The organism is Shinella lacus (assembly GCF_010994755.1).
Lineage (GTDB): Bacteria > Pseudomonadota > Alphaproteobacteria > Rhizobiales > Rhizobiaceae > Shinella > Shinella lacus.
The window spans coordinates 138075-157781 of the sequence record NZ_WHSB02000007.1 but is presented as its reverse complement, the minus strand read 5'-3'; the positions used below and the strand labels follow the sequence as shown (position 1 = coordinate 157781).

At 63.3% G+C, this 19707-nt stretch carries 16 protein-coding genes; 6 read left to right on the top strand and 10 right to left on the bottom strand.

What is annotated here, in order from left to right; translation table 11 throughout:
* Positions 1 to 14: 14 nt before the first annotated feature.
* From glyA to GB927_RS19595, 4 genes are all read right to left on the bottom strand, one after another.
* Positions 15 to 1313 (bottom strand): serine hydroxymethyltransferase, encoded by a 1299-nt coding sequence (gene glyA / locus GB927_RS19610; RefSeq protein ID WP_256118898.1) that lies wholly within the window; start codon positions 1311 to 1313, stop codon positions 15 to 17.
* Positions 1314 to 1506: 193 nt separating this feature from the next.
* Positions 1507 to 2829 (bottom strand): L,D-transpeptidase family protein, encoded by a 1323-nt coding sequence (locus GB927_RS19605; protein ID WP_256118897.1) that lies wholly within the window; start codon positions 2827 to 2829, stop codon positions 1507 to 1509.
* A gap of 289 nt (positions 2830 to 3118) precedes the next feature.
* Complete coding sequence (gene ldtR / locus GB927_RS19600; protein ID WP_256118896.1) at positions 3119 to 3631, bottom strand: transcriptional regulator LdtR; 513 nt, start codon at positions 3629 to 3631, stop codon at positions 3119 to 3121.
* A gap of 130 nt (positions 3632 to 3761) precedes the next feature.
* The gene (locus tag GB927_RS19595) at positions 3762 to 4199 is read right to left on the bottom strand and encodes a DUF6163 family protein (protein ID WP_256118895.1); all 438 of its coding nucleotides are present in this window, start codon (positions 4197 to 4199) and stop codon (positions 3762 to 3764) included.
* Between the two features lie 155 nt (positions 4200 to 4354).
* Between GB927_RS19595 and hemB the strand changes: the two genes are divergently transcribed.
* Positions 4355 to 5371 (top strand): porphobilinogen synthase, encoded by a 1017-nt coding sequence (hemB, locus tag GB927_RS19590; RefSeq protein WP_256118894.1) that lies wholly within the window; start codon positions 4355 to 4357, stop codon positions 5369 to 5371.
* A gap of 35 nt (positions 5372 to 5406) precedes the next feature.
* On the opposite strand, the gene GB927_RS19585 is transcribed toward hemB, so the two are convergent.
* The gene (locus GB927_RS19585) at positions 5407 to 5928 is read right to left on the bottom strand and encodes a hypothetical protein (protein WP_256118893.1); all 522 of its coding nucleotides are present in this window, start codon (positions 5926 to 5928) and stop codon (positions 5407 to 5409) included.
* Between the two features lie 130 nt (positions 5929 to 6058).
* On the opposite strand from GB927_RS19585, the gene GB927_RS19580 reads away from it, so the two are divergent.
* The 3 genes from GB927_RS19580 to GB927_RS19570 all read left to right on the top strand — a co-directional run bounded on the left by GB927_RS19580 (position 6059) and on the right by GB927_RS19570 (position 8371).
* Entirely contained in the window at positions 6059 to 6523 is a 465-nt protein-coding gene (locus tag GB927_RS19580; RefSeq protein ID WP_256118892.1) for an RDD family protein, read from the top strand.
* Between the two features lie 145 nt (positions 6524 to 6668).
* Positions 6669 to 7439 carry an arginyltransferase gene (locus GB927_RS19575; protein ID WP_256118891.1) on the top strand — a complete coding sequence of 257 codons (771 nt, stop codon included), beginning with the start codon at positions 6669 to 6671 and terminating at the stop codon, positions 7437 to 7439.
* 14 nt (positions 7440 to 7453) lie between these two features.
* Entirely contained in the window at positions 7454 to 8371 is a 918-nt protein-coding gene (locus tag GB927_RS19570; RefSeq protein WP_256118890.1) for a DMT family transporter, read from the top strand.
* An 18-nt stretch (positions 8372 to 8389) separates the two neighbouring features.
* On the opposite strand, the gene parC is transcribed toward GB927_RS19570, so the two are convergent.
* Positions 8390 to 10642, bottom strand: coding sequence for a DNA topoisomerase IV subunit A (parC, locus tag GB927_RS19565; protein ID WP_256118889.1), 2253 nt, complete (start codon positions 10640 to 10642; stop codon positions 8390 to 8392).
* Between the two features lie 212 nt (positions 10643 to 10854).
* On the opposite strand from parC, the gene GB927_RS19560 reads away from it, so the two are divergent.
* Positions 10855 to 12051 (top strand): aq_1923 C-terminal domain, encoded by a 1197-nt coding sequence (locus GB927_RS19560; RefSeq protein WP_256118888.1) that lies wholly within the window; start codon positions 10855 to 10857, stop codon positions 12049 to 12051.
* Between the two features lie 66 nt (positions 12052 to 12117).
* On the opposite strand, the gene creD is transcribed toward GB927_RS19560, so the two are convergent.
* From creD to GB927_RS19540, 4 genes are all read right to left on the bottom strand, one after another.
* Positions 12118 to 13554, bottom strand: a complete 1437-nt coding sequence (creD, locus tag GB927_RS19555) for a cell envelope integrity protein CreD (RefSeq protein WP_256118887.1) — start codon at positions 13552 to 13554, stop codon at positions 12118 to 12120.
* 279 nt (positions 13555 to 13833) lie between these two features.
* Entirely contained in the window at positions 13834 to 15624 is a 1791-nt protein-coding gene (gene aspS, locus GB927_RS19550; protein ID WP_256118886.1) for an aspartate--tRNA ligase, read from the bottom strand.
* Between the two features lie 378 nt (positions 15625 to 16002).
* A complete protein-coding gene (locus GB927_RS19545) occupies positions 16003 to 16599 on the bottom strand; it encodes an NUDIX domain-containing protein (RefSeq protein ID WP_256118885.1) in 597 nt (198 codons plus the stop codon).
* Positions 16600 to 16619: 20 nt separating this feature from the next.
* Positions 16620 to 18779 (bottom strand): molybdopterin-containing oxidoreductase family protein, encoded by a 2160-nt coding sequence (locus GB927_RS19540; RefSeq protein WP_439655516.1) that lies wholly within the window; start codon positions 18777 to 18779, stop codon positions 16620 to 16622.
* 57 nt (positions 18780 to 18836) lie between these two features.
* Between GB927_RS19540 and GB927_RS19535 the strand changes: the two genes are divergently transcribed.
* Positions 18837 to 19697, top strand: coding sequence for a 23S rRNA (adenine(2030)-N(6))-methyltransferase RlmJ (locus GB927_RS19535; RefSeq protein ID WP_256118883.1), 861 nt, complete (start codon positions 18837 to 18839; stop codon positions 19695 to 19697).
* Positions 19698 to 19707 lie beyond the last annotated feature (10 nt).

The following is a 19707-nucleotide window of genomic DNA, read 5'->3' as shown; positions in this document are numbered from 1 at the left end:
CTGGAACTGCTGCCTTACATATAAGTGTACATCGGGAAACGATCCGTCAGCTTGACGACCTTTTCCCGAACAGCCGCTTCGACCGCCGCATTGCCCTCGTCGGAATTGGCGACCTTCAGGCCGTCGAGAACCTCGACGATCAGGTTGCCGATTTCCTGGAACTCGGCTTCCTTGAAGCCGCGGGTCGTGCCTGCCGGGGTGCCGAGGCGCACGCCCGAGGTGACGAAGGGCTTTTCCGGGTCGAAGGGGATACCGTTCTTGTTGCAGGTGACGTAGGCGCGGCCGAGAGCGGCTTCCGCGCGCTTGCCGGTCGCGTTCTTCTTGCGCAGATCGACCAGCATCAGGTGGTTGTCGGTGCCACCGGAGACGATGTCGAGGCCGCCGGCCTTCAGCGTCTCGGCGAGCGCCTTGGCGTTCTTGACGACCTGTGCCGCGTAGTCCTGGAATTCCGGCTGCAGCGCTTCGCCGAAGGCGACAGCCTTGGCGGCGATGATGTGCATCAGCGGGCCGCCCTGGAGGCCCGGGAAGACGGCCGAGTTGATCTTCTTGGCGATTTCCGCGTCGTTGGTGAGCACGATGCCGCCGCGCGGGCCGCGCAGCGACTTGTGCGTGGTGGTCGTGGCAACGTGGCAATGCGGGAACGGCGACGGGTGCTGGCCACCGGCGACGAGGCCGGCAATGTGCGCCATGTCGACCATCAGATAGGCGCCAACTTCATCGGCGATCTCGCGGAAGCGCTTCCAGTCCCAGATGCGAGAATAGGCGGTGCCGCCGGCGATGATGAGCTTCGGCTTGTTCTTGCGCGCCTTCTCGGCGACGTCGTCCATATCGAGCAGGTGGTCTTCTTCGCGCACGCCGTAGGACACGACGTTGAACCACTTGCCGGACATGTTGACCGGCGAACCATGCGTCAGGTGGCCGCCCGAATTGAGGTCGAGGCCCATGAAGGTGTCGCCCGGCTGGAGCAGCGCGAGGAAGACGGCCTGGTTCATCTGCGAACCGGAATTCGGCTGGACATTGGCGAAATCGACGCCGAACAGCTTTTTCGCACGCTCGATGGCGAGTTCCTCGGCGATGTCGACGAACTGGCAGCCGCCGTAATAGCGCTTGCCCGGATAGCCTTCAGCGTACTTGTTCGTCATGATCGAGCCCTGGGCTTCGAGCACGGCGCGCGAAACGATGTTTTCCGAGGCGATCAGTTCGATCTCGTGGCGCTGGCGACCGAGTTCCTTCTGGATGGAGCCGAAAATTTCCGGATCGGTATCGGCAAGGGAACGCGTGAAGAAAACGTCGGTAGCGGAAGAATTGCTCATCCTCGAGGCTCCTTAAGGGTGGGTGGCACGGTGTTTATCGTCCTCGCATGGCAAGGGCAATATCCGCTCCACGGTTTGCGCCATTTCCGCGCGCGTTATGAGACAAAAACGACAAGCCGCCAAATGCCTGAAAACACCAAGGCCCCGCATTCCTTTCGGAAGCGGGGCCTCTGGAAAAGTACGACGAATGGCCTTATTGCGGCAACAGGTCGCTGTCGACGGCCTGGCCGCCTTCCTGGTTGTAGTTGGTCTGGAGGGCGAGCTCGGTGGCGCCGTCCTTCTGGTAGATATCGTCGCGGAACTGCACGACACGATCCTTGGCCGACCAGGCGGTGATATAGGTGAAGAACACCGGCACTTCTTCCGCCAGCTTGATCGGCGTGTTGACGCCGCTCTTGATGGTCGATTCCATCTGCGAGCGCGACCAGCCGGGCGTGTCCTTGAGCAGCCAGACCGAAAGGTCACGCACGTTCTGCACGCGCACGCAGCCCGACGATTCGAAGCGCATCAGCTTGTTGAACAGGCCCTGCTGGGGCGTGTCGTGCATGTAGACCTGGTGTTCGTTGTGGAAGTTGATCTTCGTCGATGACATGGCGTTGATCTTGCCCGGGTCCTGGCGGAACATCAGGTTCGGCGCCTTTTCGGCGTTCCAGTCGACCGTCTCCGGTGACACTTCGCCGCCATTGCCGTCAAACAGGCGGATCGAGTTGCGCGACAGGTAGGTCGGGTCCTTGCGCATCAGCGGCATGATGTCCTTCTGGATGATCGAGCGCGGCGCGGTCCAGTAGGGGTTGAGGATCACTTCATAGATCTTGGAGTTCAGCACCGGCGACTGGCGGTCGATCTTGCCCACGATGGCGGTGTGGCGCGAGGCGACGCGGCCGCTCTCGACGGCCTCGATATAGGCGGCCGGGATGTTGACCATGACATAACGGCGGCCGAGGTCGCCGGACATGGCCTGGAGGCGAACGAGGTTCGTCTGGAGCTGGCCGAGGCGGGTATCGGCCGGAACGTTGAGCGCCTTCAGTGTATATTCGCCGACGGCACCGTCGGACGGCAGGCCGTGACGGGCCTGGAAGCGCTTGACGGCGCCGTCCACGTAGGAATCGAAGGCGCCGTTCGTGCCGGCGGAGCGCGGCAGGTCGCCCGAGATGATCAGGCGCTGGCGCAGCTGCGCCACGGCCGGGTCGGCGACGCCCATTTCGAGCTTCTGCTGCGTGTTGATGGTCGGCCAGCCGCCGCTCGACACGATGTTCTGGTAATCCATGATCGCCTGCTGCAGGTAGCCAGAGCTGCCGGAGCCGAAGATCGGGTTGTTGGAGACGACGGCGGTGGCGGTGCGCGATGCCTCGGCGTCGAACTGGTCGTCCCAGTTGCCGCGGCGCGGAGCATTGAGGATGTCGTCGAGCGCCGTCTGGGCGAGCGCCTGACCGGCCACTGCGGCGGCGCCGAAGGTTGCGGCAGAGCGCAGGAATGCGCGGCGCGAGAACACATCAAATCCGGTTTTGCGAGACATTTATCCTACCATCTCCTGAGCGCCGCGAAAGGCGGCGAGGTGCACGTGGCACGGCGACCCAAAAGGTCCATACCCGATGCAGCTATCACGAACAGGGTTAACAAACGCAAACCGGCCCTGCCGCCCGCGCATACCTCAAACCCCACTGTCCGGGTGTCACAGCAATATGGCCAATTCGTGTCTCGGCGGGCACGGCGGCCCGCAAGTGCCAGCCGCAAAACGCGAAAAGCCGGACGCGCAGGGAACGCGGCCGGCTTTTAGGGAGGAGGTCGAAACTGTCGCGCGACGATTACAGGCGGTAGAGGATCGAGTCGTTCCAGAAGCGATCCAGGCGCTGGAGCAGCTTGTTCATCTGGTTGAATTCGCCCTCGCCGATGCCGCCGACCTTCTGGATCGAGCCGATATGGCGCTCATAGAGCTTGGCGACGGTTTCGGCGATTTCCTGGCCGCTTTCCGTCAGGCTGATGCGGACCGAGCGACGGTCGATGCGCGAGCGCTGGTGGTTGATGAAGCCGAGGTCGACCAGCTTCTTGACGTTGTATGAGACGTTCGAGCCGAGGTAGTAGCCGCGGGAGCGCAGCTCGCCTGCCGTCAGTTCCGAATTGCCGATGTTGAAAAGGAGCAGCGCCTGGACGGCGTTGACGTCGGAGCGACCGCCACGGTCGAACTCGTCCTTGATCACATCGAGCAGGCGACGGTGCAGACGCTCGACGAGGTGGAGGGATTCCAGATAGAGGTTGCGGATCGCGTCTTCCTGCGGGTCGACGACGGGGGCCTGCTGCGGCTTCATCTTGGTGTTCATGGTTACTGCCTCACTGTTTTGTTTGGCGGTGTGGTTTGTTTTCCCGCCTTGAGTGAGAACCTAACGAATGCATCTAAAATTCTACTTAAACCGCAGGCTTAACAGCGCCTTACCGGAAGGCGACCCTGTCTCAGGGTGAATCAGTTCTTACCGTGCGGGCCTGGCGGCGGCGCTGGATGAAGAGCGCGAGGCGGAAAAGCACGAAGACGATGGCGATTGCCGCATGCATGAAAACCAGCAGCCGGTCGATGCCGAAAATCGACGGATAGGCCTCGTGCATGGCGATTTCGGTGGCCGCCGCAATGAGCCAGATCACCGGCCCCCAGGACACCAGGAGCCAGAGCCCGACGGCCGCGACCGGGAACAGGACGGCCAGCGCCGTATAGGCCGCCTTCCACGCCGGCGGCAGAAGATCGAAGCGTCCCTGCCCGTTGAAGGAGACGCCGGTCAGCATCGCCCAATATTGCAACGCGAACCACAGCGAGCCGAGCGCCACGAGCCGCAGGAACAGCACGAACAGCGTTTCGGTCAGGCTAGATCTCGGGCCCTTGGCAGAATCAGCAACCATGGCGCGGACAGTAAGGGCAAGGTAGGCTGGTATAAAGCCCGCAAAATCCGTCATGCACGGCCATATGCCGCAGGCCCCCTCACCGCTCGCGATTTGATCGATGGTTTTTGCGTGATAAGGAGGCGGCAAAGGACCCATGCAAGGGAAGAAACATCATGACCGGCAGCAGGAACATCGTCGACGAGATCACCGGGCACCGCCGCATGCGGCGCAACCGGAAGGCCGACTGGACGCGCCGCCTCGTGCAGGAAAACCGCCTGACGGTCGATGACCTCATCTGGCCGGTCTTCGTGGTGCCGGGCACCAACGTCGTCGATCCGGTCGCAGCCATGCCGGGCGTCAACCGCATGAGCATCGACAGGCTCGTGGAAGCCGCCAAGGAGGCCGCCGACCTCGGCATTCCGGCCCTCGCCACCTTCCCGAACATCGAGATGAGCCTGCGCGACGAGACGGGCTCCCACTGTCTCGCCGCCGACAACCTGATCAACGAGGCGACCCGCGCCATCAAGAAGGCGGTGCCGAACATCGGCGTCATCACCGATGTCGCGCTCGATCCCTTCACCAGCCACGGCCATGACGGCGTGCTGCGCGGCGACGTCATCGTCAACGACGAGACGGTCGAACTGGTGGCGAAGGCCGCCGTGCTCCAGGCCGATGCCGGCTCCGACATCATCGCGCCGTCCGAGATGATGGACGGCCGGGTCGGCGCGATCCGCCAGGCGCTCGACGCCGCGGGCCACCAGAATGTCGGCATCATGGCCTATGCGACGAAATTCGCCTCCGCCTTCTACGGTCCCTATCGCGACGCGATCGGCACCGGCGGGCTGTTGAAGGGCGACAAGAAGACCTATTACATCGACCCCGCCAATGGCACCGAAGCGATGCGCGACGCGGCGCTGGACGTCGAGGAAGGCGCGGACATGCTGATGGTCAAGCCCGGCCTGCCCTACCTCGACATCTGTTGGCGCATGAAGGAGGCCTTCAGCCTCCCGGTCTTCGCCTATCAGGTTTCCGGCGAATACAGCCAGATCAAGGCCGCCGCGATGAACGGCTGGATCGACGGCGAACGCGTCATGCTGGAAACCCTCCTCGCTTTCAAGCGCGCCGGGTGTGATGGCATCCTGACCTATTTTGCGATGGATGTGGCTCGGCATCTCGCCCGCAAGGGCTGAGTCTATACTTCACGCCTCAGTGCGGCATGGAAGGCTTAGCCCATTCCTAGCTGAAGGGTAAATGGGATCGTGATGATCACGAGCATTGCGGGCAAGCACGTCCTGGAGCGACCCTTTCCAAGCAGAGGGTTGGCCGCGATCTCCGCAAGGGACAACAGGTAGATGCCGCAAAACAAGAACATGCAGGCATGCCAGTAAGCGCCCCATAGCGCAGGCGCCATGGCAAATCCGAACACCACCGATGCGCTCACCGAGGCGAAACCGACAGTCCTAAAGGCCACGCGCGCGATCAGCGCTTCCATGCGCCGCATCTCACGCTTGGTGCGCTGCCACTCCCAAATCCCCTTGGCGGCCCAAAGGAACAGATTTGCGAGAAATAAAGAATAGAAAGGAATGTGTTCGAGCAGCAGATTGCCACCCCAGTTCTCTTTGTCGAAATACGTATAGCCGACATATTGCAGCACTCCGAACAATAGCCCTACGGCTGAAAAGAAAGGGCCGTCCTTGCGAAACTCGCCGCCAGCGAGCGTCCATGGTCTTGACTCATTTTCCTTCATCAGAATCTCCTGGCGTTTCACTGCGGGCTTGTAGCTCTTGGAGACCCGACACTCCTCGGAAAACCCACCCGTTGTTTTCCAAAAAAAGCCTCCCCATATAACAGGCATGTTCCATTCGGGAGACAATGAGATGAGCGCCGACTTTAATGAAACGCGGGTTCCGACGACGGATTGGCAGGCCTATCGCGGCGTGCTGTCGCGCCGGATCTTTGCGTTTCTGATCGACTATGCGATCGTCGCGCTGCTGTGGGTTCCGGCCGCCGTCATCGTGTTCTTTCTCGGCATCCTGACGCTCGGCCTCGGCTTCTTCCTCTATCCCGCACTCTTCGCCATCGTCGCCATGCTCTATTTCGGCCTGACGATGGGTGGCCCGAGCCAGGCGAGTGCCGGCATGAACGTGATGGGTCTCGCACTTGCCCGCACTGACGGCCGGCCGGTCGATTTCCTGACGGCCATCGTGCATCTCGTGCTGTTCTGGATCGGCAATGCGGTGCTGACGCCGTTCATCGTGCTCGTCGGCCTCTTCACCGATCGCGGGCGCCTGCTGCACGACCTGCTGCTCGGCACCGTGGTGGTCCGCCGCGACCGCTATTGAGGGAACGGACTGGCCAGGACCCTCCGTTCGGCGCATGATCGCAAACCGATTGCGGTTTGAAGGGTCATGCGCCAGTTGACCTTTTTTCGAACTAGGCCATGGTATTGGCATAGAAGTGTCACACGACGGAGTCGCCTCACGGCCGATGAATACGCAGGCAACATCCTCTCCGCAGTTCTATCTCACCGCGCCGGCGGCTTGCCCCTATCTGCCGCAGGAGATGGAGAGGAAGGTGTTTACCCATCTGGTGGGTGAACGCGCGCCGGAGCTGAACGACCTCCTGACCCAGGGCGGCTTCCGCCGCTCGCAGAACATCGCCTATCGCCCGGCCTGCGAAACCTGCCGCGCCTGCATTTCCGTGCGCATCCTCGTCAACGAGTTCGAGCCGCGCCGCTCCATGCGCCGCGTGCAGGCGACGAATGCCGACCTGATCTCGCACGAATATCCGGCCGAGCCCTCCAGCGAGCAATATTCGCTGTTCCGCACCTATCTCGACGCCCGCCACCAGAAGGGCGGCATGTCGGACATGTCGGTGCTCGACTATGCGATGATGGTGGAGGACACCCATGTGCACACCAAGATCATCGAATACCGCCTGCGCGAGGAAGGCTCCGGCCTTCAGGAACGCCCGCAGGGCGAGCTGCTCGCCGTGGCGCTCACCGACCGCATGGGCGACGGCCTTTCGATGGTCTATTCCTTCTACAATCCGGAACGGGCCGAGCGCTCTCTCGGCACCTTCATGATCCTCGACCATATCCGCCGCGCCCAGGCGCTCGGCCTGCCGCATGTCTATCTCGGCTATTGGGTCAAGGGTTCGCGCAAAATGGACTACAAAACAAAGTTTTTGCCGCAGGAACACCTGATGCCGCGCGGCTGGGAGCGCTATGATGGGGAAAATAGCGAACCCCAGCCGTAGAATCGATTGCCGCCTTGTCCCAGAAGAATGACCCGGCCCTTCACCGCAAGGGGCTTCTCATCACCGCCATCGGCGGCCTAGCCCTCTCCTTCGATATCCCGCTGATCCGCTCCGCCGACGGTGACGTCTGGTCGATGGTCGTCCTGCGCAATATCTCGGTCTTCGTGATGGCGCTCGTTCTGTGGGCCGTCCTGAATTTCGTGTTCCGCCGCAAGACGGTGCTCATTCCCGGCCGCATCGGCCTGCTGATCGGCCTGGTCTACGGCATCAACGGGCTGACCTTCATGCTGGCGGTCTTCAACACGACGACGGCCAATGTCGTCTTCATCCTCGCCTTCACCTCGATGTTCGCCGCCATCCTCTCGTGGATATTCCTCGGCGAGCGGCCGAGCAACGCGACGCTCCTGACCATGGCCGCCATGGTCGCCGGCGTCCTGCTGATTGTGCATGACGGGCTTTCGAGCGGAAACGTCTTCGGCGATGCGATGGCCGGCTGTTCGGCCCTGCTGCTGGCCATCGCCCTGACGCTCAGCCGCAGAAGCGGCGCCGACATGGGCTTCGTGCCGCTCGTCGCCGCCGTACTCTCGGGCATCGTCGCGCTGTTCTGTCTTCCCTCTGGCGGCCTGACGGTCGCCGAACCGGTCTATATCCTCTTCAACGGCCTGGTGCTGCTGCCCCTCGCTTTCTGGTGCCTCGCCACCGGTCCGCGCTACCTCTCGGCGCCGGAAGTCGGCATGTTCTACCTGGTCGAGACCGTGCTCGCCCCCATCTGGGTCTGGATCGTCTTCGCCGAAACCCCCACCACGCAAACCCTCATCGGCGGCTCCATCCTCATCCTCGCGCTTCTAGCCCATTCCCTCTGGCAGATGCGCTCAAAATCCCGCGCCGCCCGGCAAGGCGACCCGGCGGCGGAGTTTCCGTTTACGGGGTGAGGTTCCTATTCCGGCTGATCATCCGCTGAACTTGCCGCTTCTCGGGAAACCCTTCGGCACGGTGCGGCCGGCGGTGGCGCGGTCGGCGATCCATTCGGCGAGTTCGTCCTTGCTGCGCACGAAGTTGCGGCCGGCGCTGTCGTCCCAGGTGAGGCCGTCGGCAATGGCGAAGCAGCGCAGGTCGGAGACGCCGCCGTCCTTATAGCGTTGCAGGCGCACGCCCTTGCCACGCGTCATTTCCGGCAGTTGCGAAAGCGGGAAGACCAGCAGCTTGCGGTTTTCGCCGACGACGGCGACGTGGTCGCCGCGCACCGGCACGACGAGCTTGGCCTCGTCCGGCATGCCGACATTCATCACCTGCTTGCCCTTGCGGGTATTGGCGACCATCTCGGTTTCCGCGACGATAAAGCCGTTGCCGGCCTGCGAGGCGACGATGAGCTTGCGCGACGAATCGTGCACGAAGGCCGTCAGCACATCCTGGTCGTTTTCCATGTCGACCATGATGCGCAGCGGTTCGCCATGGCCGCGGCCGCCCGGCAGCTTGTCCGCGCCGAGCGTATAGACCTTGCCGCCCGTCGTCACGATCAGCACCTTGTCGGTGGTCTGCGCCGGGAAGGCCACCTTCAGCGCGTCGCCCTCCTTGAACTGGAGGCCGGACGTATCGGACATGTGGCCCTTCAGCGCGCGGATCCAGCCCTTTTCCGAGATGACGACCGTGACCGGCTCCTTCTCGATCATCGCCTGCTGGATGGCCTCGACATCGGCATCCGGGGCGCTGGCGAACTGGGTGCGGCGGCGGCCGAGCTCGGTGGCTTTAGCGAACTTCTTGCGGACCTCACCGATTTCCCAGGCGACGGTCTGCCATTGTTTCTCGTCGGAGGCGAGCAGCGCCTCGATTTCCGCCTTCTCCTTCGACAGCGTGTCGAATTCGGTGCGGATCTCGAATTCTTCCAGCTTGCGCAAGGAGCGCAGGCGCATGTTCAGGATCGCTTCGGCCTGTACGTCCGTGAGCGAGAAGGTCTCCATCAAGGAGACCTTCGGCTCGTCCTCCTCGCGGATGATGCGGATCACCTCGTCGAGGTTGAGATAGGCGACGAGGTAGCCGCCGAGGATTTCGAGGCGGCGATCGATTGCGGCAAGGCGGTGGCGCGAACGGCGCTGGAGCACTTCACGCCGGTGGGCGAGCCACTCGACGAGGACCTCTTTCAGGCCCATGACGCGCGGCACGCGCCCCATCGACAGCACGTTCATGTTGAGCGGAATGCGGCTTTCGAGCTCGGAGAGCTTGAACATCGATTCCATCAGGATCGTCGGATCGACCGTGCGGCTCTTCGGCACCAGCACGATGCGCACGTCTTCCGCCGATTCGTCGCGGATGTCCTCGAGCAGCGGCAGCTTGCGGGCGATCAGCAGCTCGGCGATCTTCTCGATCAGCCGCGACTTCTGCACCTGGTAGGGGATTTCGGTGATGACGATCTGGTAGCCGCCGCGGCCGAGATCTTCCGTCTGCCACTTCGAGCGAACGCGGAAACCGCCGCGGCCCGTGCGGTAGGCTTCGGTGATGCTCTCGCGGCTGTCGATGATGATGCCGCCGGTCGGCAGGTCCGGTCCCTGCACGAATTCCACGAGCTTTTCGAGTTCGGCATCGGGATGGCGAATGAGATGCAGTGCGGCGTCGCAGAGTTCATGCACATTGTGCGAGGGAATGGACGTCGCCATGCCGACGGCGATGCCGGAGGAACCGTTTGCGAGCAGGTTCGGGAAGGCGCCCGGCAGGACGACCGGTTCCTCGTCTTCCTCGTTGTAGGTCAGGCGGAAATCGACGGCGTCCTGGTCGATACCGTCGAGCAGCAGCGTCGCGACATCCGTCATGCGCGCTTCGGTGTATCGGTAGGCGGCGGCGTTGTCGCCGTCGATATTGCCGAAATTGCCCTGCCCATCGACGATCGGGTAGCGCTGCGAGAAATCCTGCGCCAAGCGCACCAGCGCGTCATAGACCGACTGGTCGCCATGCGGGTGGAATTTACCGATGACGTCGCCGACGATACGGGCGCATTTCTTAAACGAGGAGTTGGCGCGGATGCCCATCTCGCTCATCGCATGGATGATGCGGCGATGGACCGGCTTCAGGCCATCGCGCACATCCGGCAGCGCGCGTTGCGTGATGGTCGACAGCGCATAGGCAAGGTAGCGCTCTTCCAGCGCCGCCTTGAGGTCGACCGGCAGAATGTTGTCGTCTCCGCCATCCGGCGGCAAGGTGTTTTGTCCCATGGGACTTGACTAGCCCGCGGACCGATTCGCGGCAAGGAATCCGGGCAATCCGGCTGTGGATAGTGCTTTGTAAAGCCTGTCGGAGAAAACCGGCGGGCGGGCGAGAAAGCCATGGAAAGTTGCGCCGGCCCGAATATAGTCACCGCGCCGCACGTCTATGAGCGGTAACGGCAAGGCAGCCGTCGAAAAAATCCAGAAAGAGAGCCAAACCTATGATGCGCACCTCCCATTTCCGCACCCTTCTCGCCGGCGCTGCGCTCGCCACCCTGGCAAGCCCCGCATTTGCGCTCGACGGCGCGGATCTGATGGCGAAGCTGAATGCCACCTATGCCACGAGCGGCGTTACCATCGGCTATTCGAATGTCGGCGTCGACGGCTCGACCGTGACGCTGGAAGGCACCGAGCTGAAGGCGACGGGCGCCGAAGCGCCGATCAAGCTCGGCACCATCACCATGGAAGGCGTCGAGGAAGACGGCGAAGGCGGCTACACGATCGAGACCGTCGCATTCCAGGACATCGACGTCACGGAGGCAGAAGCAACCGTTTCGGCCAAGGACCTCGCGCTGAACGGCGTATCGATCCCCGGCACCGTGGTTCCCGGCACGCTCGAATCGCTGCTGATGTACGAATCGGCCACCGCCGGCCCGGTCAGCGTCTCGACCAAGGGCAAGGAAGTCTTCTCCATGTCCGGCATGGAAGCGAACATCACCCGCATGGACGCCGATGCCGGCCTCGAATTCGACGCCACGCTCAACGACCTCAAGGCGGACCTGACGACCGTCGAGGACCCCAAGGCCAAGGACACGCTTGCCAAGCTCGGCATCCAGTCGCTGGAAGGCAAGGTCAACATGTCCGGTAGCTGGGAGCTCGCCAGCGGCAAGCTCGCAGTCGACGAATATGCCTTCGACTTCAAGGATATCGGCCGCCTCAACCTGTCGCTGGAATTCTCCGGCTACACGCTGGACTTCCTGAAGAACCTGCAGGAAGCCATCAAGACCGCCGAAGCCAACCCGAACAAGGAAGAGGCCAACGCCGCCATGGGCATGGCGATGATGGGCCTCGTGCAGCAGCTGACCTTCAACAGCGCATCGCTCTCCTTCGAGGATGCCTCGATCACCAAGAAGCTGCTAGACTATGCCGGCAGCGAACAGGGTGTCTCGGGCGACCAGATGGCGCAGTCGCTGAAGGGCCTGGTTCCGATCATGATCGCCCAGCTCAACATGCCTGACCTGCAGAACCAGATCTCGGCCGCCGTGAATACCTATCTCGACGACCCGAAGAGCCTGAAGATCAGCGCCGAGCCGAAGGAGCCGGTGCCGTTCCCGATGATCATGGGTGCCGCCATGGGCGCACCGCAGACCATCCCGCAGGTCCTCGGCGTCACGGTGACGGCCAACGAGGAAATGTAAGCCTTTCGGCAACCTCAAAGTGAAGAAAGCCCGGAGCGTCTGCTCCGGGCTTTTTGTTTTGCGGCCTCAGCGGGCCGGCAGCGCCTGCGGCACCGGCGCCGACCATTCGACGCGGCGCGTCGCATACATGGTCGCGGCGATGGTGACGAAGGAGATGAGCGCGCCGGCGAGCAGCGCGTATTCGTCCTCGCGCAGCACCAGATACATCACGCCATAGGCCGAGAGCAGCACGGCGCCGAGCGACAGGCCGTTCTTGCGGCTGCCCGTGGCGCTGCCGAGATAGGCGGCGATCAGCAGCGTCGTCGCGAGCGCCGCCACCGCATAGGCGATGGTGAAGCCGGTATGTTCGGCAAGCGCCAGCAGCAGCACGTAGAAGACGATGAGCGCAAGGCCCGTCAGCACATACTGGATCCAGTGCACCATGCGCCCGCCCTTCAATTCCACGACGAAGACGGCGAGGAAGACGAGCGAGATGAAGCCGATCGAATATTTCAGCGTGCGCGAGATCACCTGGTAGAACTGCACGGGCTCCACGAGGTTGATCGTCATGAGGCTGCCCGAGAGCGGCAAGGTCGAGCCGGCCGCGACCCGGTCGATGCCGCGGGCGAGATAGGGAATCGTCCACTTGGCCTCGAAATTCGTCGCGGTGACGGATTTCTGCTCCGGCAGGAATAGGCCCTCGAAGCCCGGATGCGGCCAGTCGGCCTTGGCGGCAAAGCTCGTCGTCTGGCCGGCGGGGGCGACGGCAAAGCTGCGCGAGCCGTTCAGCGACAGCGCGATCTCGAAGGCGAAGCCGTTTTCGACGAGCGGCCGCTCGATCGCCCGGTGCACGCCGACATTCGTCTGCGGCGTCGGGTAGCCGTCAGCGGCGGCGATCGCCATGGCGGACACCTGCCGCATGCCGGGATCGAAGGGCAGCACCCCGCCATTGTCGATCTTCACGCCGGCATCGGAGCGGATACCGGTAATGTCATTGATGTTGAGCACGAGGAACGCCCGGTCGAGCTGCGGTTCGCCCGGAAACTGCGTCAGGTCCTGCAAGATGCCTTTGCCGAAACGACCCTTTAGAGTCAGCGCCCCGTTATAGACTGGCAGCGTGTAGATCGAGAGCTTGCGCTCCTCGGTCTTCAGGTCCGCCGTGACGTCGAGCGTCTCCGGCATCACCAGCGCCCATTCGGTTACCTGATCAACGATTGTGCGGCCATCCACGTCTCGACTGCGCTGCACGAAGAAGGGCACGGCGAGATAGGGACCGTTGATCGTCTGGTCGCCGCCCCAGCCATTGGCGATGCGGCGCGAGACATCGGCCGCGCGTTGCGCCCGCTCTTCCGTCAGGCCCCAGACGAGAAGCAGCGGCACGAGCAGCGCCACGGAGATGATGCCGATCATGATGAACTTGACGCCCGGCGAGCGCAGGAAGGTGGCGAGGTTGCCGCGCGGCTCGGGGCTCTGCGCATGCGGGAATGATGCGGGGACGGGATCGTCCGCTTCGGTCGTCGTCATGAAAAGTCCCTCCAGTCGTGAATCGCCTCTGTGGGCGCAACTTCACGCTAGGGGTGCATTTCGACTGATTGCGCGCCGAATTCTGATCGACTGGCGGCGAATTCGCGGCATTGTGGCGTCTTTTAGCAAAAAGAAAGGGCCGGCGTCTCCGCCGGCCCCTTTTCTGAAGATCCATCCCACCTCCAGGTCATCCTCGGGCTCGACCCGAGGATCCACCGGCTTGCTCGAAGTGTTGGATGGTCGGGTCAAGCCCGACCATGACGGAGGAGAGGTTTACGATTAGTCCTTCTTCGCCGTCGGAACGACGCGCAGGGCCAGTTCGCGCAGCTGCGTCGGCGTTGCCGGCGACGGTGCGTTCATCAGCAGGTCCTGCGCCTGCTGGTTCATCGGGAACAGCGAGATTTCGCGCAGATTCTTCGCGCCGACGAGCAGCATGACGACGCGGTCGATACCAAAGGCGCAGCCGCCGTGCGGCGGTGCACCGTACTGGAACGCACGATAGAGGCCGCCGAAGCGCTCTTCCACATCTGCCTGGCTGAGACCGACCTTTTCGAAGGCCTTGACCATCAGGTCCGGCGACTGGTTACGGATCGAGCCCGAGGCGATTTCGAAGCCGTTGCAGACCGCGTCGTACTGGTAGGCCTTGAGCTCCAGCGGATCCTTGCTGTCGAAGGCCTCGATGCCGCCCTGCGGCATGGAGAAGGGGTTGTGCGCGAAGTCGATCTTCTTTTCGTCCTCGTTGTATTCGTAGAACGGGAAGTCGACGATCCAGCAGAATTCGAAACGGTCGCGGTCGACGAGGTTCAGCTCCTCGCCGGCGCGCGTGCGGGCTTCACCGGCAAACTTGTAGAACTTGGCCGGATCGCCGGCGACGAAGAAGCAAGCGTCGCCGTCTTCGAGACCGAGCTGCTGACGGACGGCTTCCGTGCGCTCTTCGCCGATGTTCTTCGCCAGCGGGCCGGCGCCTTCGAGCTTCTCGCCCTCCTTGCGCCAGAAGATGTAGCCGAGGCCGGGCTGGCCGGTCGACTGCGCCCAGGCGTTCATGCGGTCGCAAAACGCGCGGGAGCCGCCGGTCTTGGCCGGGATCGCCCATACCTGGACCTTCGGGTTCGACGCAATCATGTTCGCGAAGACCTTGAAGCCGGAGCCGGCGAAATGGTCGGTCACGGCCTGCATGACGATCGGGTTGCGCAGGTCCGGCTTGTCGGAGCCGTATTTGCGGATCGCCTCGTCATAGGGGATGCGCGGCCACTGCTTCGTCACCGGCTTGCCGTCCGCAAACTCCTCGAAGACCGCCGTCATCATCGGCTCCATCGTGTCCCAAACGTCTTCCTGGGTAACGAAGCTCATCTCGACGTCGAGCTGGTAGAATTCGCCCGGCAGTCGGTCGGCACGCGGGTCTTCGTCGCGGAAGCACGGCGCGATCTGGAAGTAGCGGTCGAAGCCGGCAACCATGAGAAGCTGCTTGTACTGCTGCGGCGCCTGCGGCAGGGCGAAGAACTTGCCCTCATGGACGCGCGACGGCACGAGGAAGTCGCGTGCGCCTTCCGGCGAGGAGGCGGTCAGGATCGGCGTGGTGTATTCGGCAAAACCCGCCTCGCCCATGCCCTTGCGCATGGAGGAGATGATCTGCGTGCGCTTGATGATGTTCTTGTGCAGCGTTTCGCGGCGAAGGTCGATGAAGCGGTACTTCAGGCGCACATCTTCCGGATAATCCGGCTCGCCGAAGACCGGCAGCGGCAGTTCCTTGGCGGCCGAGAGAACCTCGATTTCCTGCGCGTAAAGCTCGATCTCGCCGGTCGGCATGGTCTTGTTGATCGTATCTTCGGTGCGCGCCTTGACGCGGCCGTCGATGCGGATCACCCACTCGCCACGCACGGTTTCGGCCATCTTGAAGGCCGGCGAATCGGGGTCGGCGACGACCTGGGTGATGCCATAATGGTCGCGAAGGTCGATGAAGAGCACGCCGCCATGATCTCGAACGCGGTGGACCCAGCCGGAAAGACGGACGGTGGCGTCGACGTCGGACTTGCGGAGGGCGGCGCAGGTGTGGCTGCGGTAACGGTGCATCGTGCTATCCTGAAATGCTGAAGGGCCGCGCGGGAAGAACCCGGCGCAGCGACCATGAAAATCGCGCGGAAAAGCGCATGACCACGCCCGTTTGTCAAGGCTTTCGGGGTGGTGGCTTATCTGCGAGTGGGGCAATCCGGTGTGAAACAGCCAGTGTCAGCGCCAGAGCGAAGCACCCCCCTCTGCCCTGCCGGGCATCTCCCCCACAAGGGGGGAGATTGGATTAAGCAGCGTTCCGCTCAAATCTGACGCCTCTTTATGAGCGATGCCCTCACATCTTGCCGATCTCCCCCCTTGTGGGGGAGATGCCCGGCAGGGCAGAGGGGGGTGTTTCGAGCCGCTACATCAAAAGCAACAATCGAGAATCACCCGCGCCCCTCAGCCAAACTCGCCCCGATGCAGCATCAGCCATTGCAGCAGCACGATCGTCTTGGCATCCTGAATGCCGCCGGTGGCGACGAGCCCATAGGCCTCGTCGATCGGCATTTCGACGATCTCGATATCCTCCCCCTCGCCGTCCACGCCGCCGCCCTTGCCGTCGCGCTTCGTGGCATCGATGCGGGCAACGAAGCAGCCGACGCGTTCCGTGAGCGTGCCGGGGCTCGAATAGATGTCGAAGAGGTGGCGTACGTCGCGCACGGCGTAACCGGTCTCCTCCATAGCCTCGCGGGCGACGGCCTCTTCGGGCGCGTCATCATCGAGCAGGCCAGCCGGGACCTCCAGCAGGAAGCCATCGGAATGGCCTCCGAAGAACGCGCCGGGGCGGAACTGGCGCACGAGGATGAGCGACTGGCGGGCGGGATCGACCAGCAGCACCGAGGCCGCCGGGCCGTGGTCGTGCACCTCGCGGTCGAGCCGTTCGACCCGGCCGTCGGCGCGGGTCTGTTCGATGACGAGGGTGCGAAGGTGGATGAAGCGCTTCCAGACGGTCTGCTGGTCGACGATGCGGATGGCGGACGAGGCTGGAGCCGTCATGGAAAATCCTTCAGGTGGAATCAGGCCTTGCGCAGCCAGACGCGGTTGTCGTGGAAGGCGGCACCGCCATAGGGTGCTACGGGATCGGCACCGGTCAGCACATTGATGCCCTCCCCGTCGAGATGGGCGGAATTCGGCCAGATGCCCTCGGCGATCAGGACGCCGGGCTTGACGCTATCGGTGATCTTCGCGTGCAGGCGGATATCGCCGCGGACATTGCCGAGATGCACGATATCGCCCTCCGCGATGCCCTCGGCCGTCGCATCCTGCGGGTGGATCATCACCTCCGGCCGGCCTTCGCGCTCGCGCGAGCCCTTGGTCTCCGTAAAGCTGGAGTTGAGGAACATGCGGGCGGGCGACGTGGCGAGGCGGAACGGGTAATCGGCATCCGGCGTCTCGATGAGTTCGACATGGTCCGGAAAGGCCGGCAGCGCCGCATGCGGGCCGAAGGCGCCGAGTGCCTTTGGCGGCCGGTTGGGCGCCGGCGTGTCGATCCATTTCGGGCGGAAGCGGAATTTGCCGTCCGGGAAGCCGAAACCCTTGGAAAAATGCGCGGTCTCGAAATCCGGCTGGCAGTCGATCCACTTCTCGTCTTTCAGGCCGTCGAAATCCATCTCGTAATAGGGCAACATGCGGGTGATGTGCTCCTGCTCGGACAGCCCAAACCCGGGCATCCCGTCGACGCCGAGACGCTTTGCCAGTTCCTCGATGACGAAGAGATTGGTGCGCACGGTGGCGGGCGGCTCGACGAGTTTCGGGCCGAGCAGGATGTGCTGATGGCCGCCGCCGCGGTAGAGGTCGTCATGTTCGACGAACATGGTGGCGGGAATGACGATATCGGCGAGCTTCGCCGTATCGGTCATGAACTGCTCGTGCACCGCCACGAACAGGTCATCGCGTTCAAACCCCTGTTTCACCAGGCGCTGCTCGGGCGCGACGTTCACCGGATTGGTGTTCTGGATGAGCATGGCGGTGACCGGGCCGCGATGGCGGAGCGCCACGGCGTCACCCGTCAGCACGCGGCCGATCTGCGACTGGTCGAGCACGCGGATATCCGGATCGATGAGCCTCGTGCCCATCAGCTCGCTCTTGCGCAGATGGAAGATCGACGAATTGCTGTGGAAGGCGCCGCCGCCTTCATATTGCCAGGAGCCGAGCACCGTTGCGATGGAGAGTGCGGCATGCATGGAGACCGCGCCGTTGCGGCTGCGGGTGAAACCGTAGCCGAGGCGGAAGAAGCTCTTCTTGGTGCGGCCGACGAGGGCGGCAAAGGTTTCGATCTCCTCGACGGTGAGGCCGGTGATCGCGGCGGCCCATTCCGGGTTGCGCGTCGCAAGATGCGCTTCCAGGCCGGCCGGGTCGTCGGCGAATTTCTCCATATAGGCGCGGTCGGCGTAACCGTCGCGGAAGGCGACGTGCATGACGGCACAGGCGAGTGCGGCGTCCGTGCCCGGCCGCAGTTTCAGCGCGAGGTCGGCCGTTTTCATCGTCGGGTTGTCGTAGATATCGATGACGACGATCTTGGCGCCGCGCTCCTTGCGTGCCTTCACCGCATGGGTCATCACGTTGACCTGCGTCGAGACGACATTGGTGCCCCAGATCACCACGCAGTCCGACTTCGCCATTTCGCGCGGATCAGGACCGCGCAGCGTGCCGGCGCCCATGGTGAAGCCGGTCCAGGCGGGATTGGTGCAGATCGAATCGAAGAAACCGGAATAACGTTTTGCGTGGCGCAGGCGCTCGATGGAATCGCGCTGCACCTGGCCCATCGTGCCGGCATAATAATAAGGCCAGACGGCCTCCGTGCCGTGCGCCTGCTCGGCCTTGACGAAGGCTTCGGCAATCGCGTCGAGCGCGGCCTCCCAGGAGATGTCGGCCCAGTCGCCGCTGCCCTTCTCGCCCTTGCGCACCATCGGCTTCATCAGGCGGTCGGGATGGTAGAGGCGCTCGGCGTAGCGGGCGACCTTGGCGCAGATGACGCCGGCCGTGTAGCTGTTGTCGGCGCTGCCCTTGACGCGGCCCATGCGGCCATCCGCGCCGATCTCGATATCGAGCGCGCAGGTGGAGGGACAGTCGTGCGGACAGGCGGAATGGCCGATCCGGGGTTTTCCGAGATTGGGGGTCGCAACGTTCATGGCTTTTCTATATGGCAGAGCGCAAAGTGCCAAAAGGCAAATCATTCTACCATCGCAACAATTCATCGTCGCATCAGCGCGGATGATCGTGGGTGTCGCACAATGAACTACCGCCACATCTACCACGCCGGCAATTTCGCGGACGTGCTGAAACATGCCGTGCTCGCCCGCCTCGTGCTCTACATGCAGGGCAAGGACAAGGCGTTTCGCGTGCTCGATACCCATGCCGGCCTCGGGCTCTACGACCTCTCTAGCGAGGAAGCGCAGAAGACCGGCGAATGGCTCGACGGCATCGGCCGGCTCATCGACGGCGACATGCCGGCGGCGGTGGCGGATATCCTCGCGCCCTACCTGAAGGTCGTTCACGAATTGAATCCGCATGGCGGGCTAACCTATTATCCGGGTTCGCCAAAACTGGTGCGCCAGCTCTTCCGCCCGCAGGACCGGCTCTCCGCCATGGAACTGCATCCGGACGACTACGAGACGCTGCACCGGCTGTTCGACGGCGATTTCCAGAGCCGCGTCACCCGTCTCGACGGCTGGCTGTCGCTTGGCGCGCACCTGCCGCCGAAGGAAAAGCGCGGCATTGTTCTGGTCGACCCGCCCTTCGAGATCGAGGGCGAATACGAGCGGCTGGTCGACGGGCTGCAAAAGGCCGTGCGGCGCTTTCCCGGCGGGGTCTATTGCCTGTGGTATCCGCTGAAGAAGAACGCGCCCATCGCCGCCTTCCACAAGGCGCTGAAGGAGACCGGCATTCCCAAGATGCTCTGTGCGGAACTGAGCGTGCGCAGCGACCGCGAGACGACGGGGCTGACGGGCTCCGGCCTCGTCGTCGTCAATCCGCCCTTCACGCTGAAGCCGGAACTCGACGTGCTGCTGCCCTTCCTGAAGGAACGGCTGGCGCAGGACCGCTTCGCCTCGGCGCGCGCCTTCTGGCTTGCGGGCGAAACGAAGGCCTCTTGACCTTTGCCGT